Here is a 656-nt window from a genome sequence, read left to right on the forward strand (position 1 = left end):
GGGCGCTGGAGAACTGAGGGGGGCTGCTCCTAGTACGAGAGGACCGGAGTGGACGCATCACTGGTGTTCGGGGTGGCATGCCAATGGCACTGCCCGGTAGCTAAATGCGGAAGAGATAAGTGCTGAAAGCATCTAAGCACGAAACTTGCCCCGAGATGAGTTCTCCCTGACCCTTTAAGGGTCCTGAAGGAACGTTGAAGACGACGACGTTGATAGGCCGGGTGTGTAAGCGCAGCGATGCGTTGAGCTAACCGGTACTAATGAACCGTGAGGCTTAACCTTACAACGCCGAAGCTGTTTTGGCGGATGAGAGAAGATTTTCAGCCTGATACAGATTAAATCAGAACGCAGAAGCGGTCTGATAAAACAGAATTTGCCTGGCGGCAGTAGCGCGGTGGTCCCACCTGACCCCATGCCGAACTCAGAAGTGAAACGCCGTAGCGCCGATGGTAGTGTGGGGTCTCCCCATGCGAGAGTAGGGAACTGCCAGGCATCAAATTATGCGAAAGGCCATCCTGACGGATGGCCTTTTTGCATTGGCGCAGAAAAAAATGCCTGATGCGACGCTGCGCGTCTTATACTCCCACATATGCCAGATTCAGCAACGGATACGGCTTCCCCAACTTGCCCACTTCCATACCCGTCCTGCCCAGCGG

The 656-nt window shown here is 54.7% G+C and carries 2 rRNA genes; both read left to right on the forward strand.

The features are described 5' to 3' along the window. Positions 1-282 (forward strand): 23S ribosomal RNA (locus ACFFRH_RS44895); the annotation flags it as partial. A 94-nt stretch (positions 283-376) separates the two neighbouring features. Further along, positions 377-492, forward strand: a 5S ribosomal RNA gene (rrf, locus tag ACFFRH_RS44900). Positions 493-656: the final 164 nt, after the last annotated feature.

Origin of the sequence: Streptosporangium vulgare, assembly GCF_042428775.1 — a bacterium.
Lineage (GTDB): Bacteria > Actinomycetota > Actinomycetes > Streptosporangiales > Streptosporangiaceae > Streptosporangium > Streptosporangium vulgare.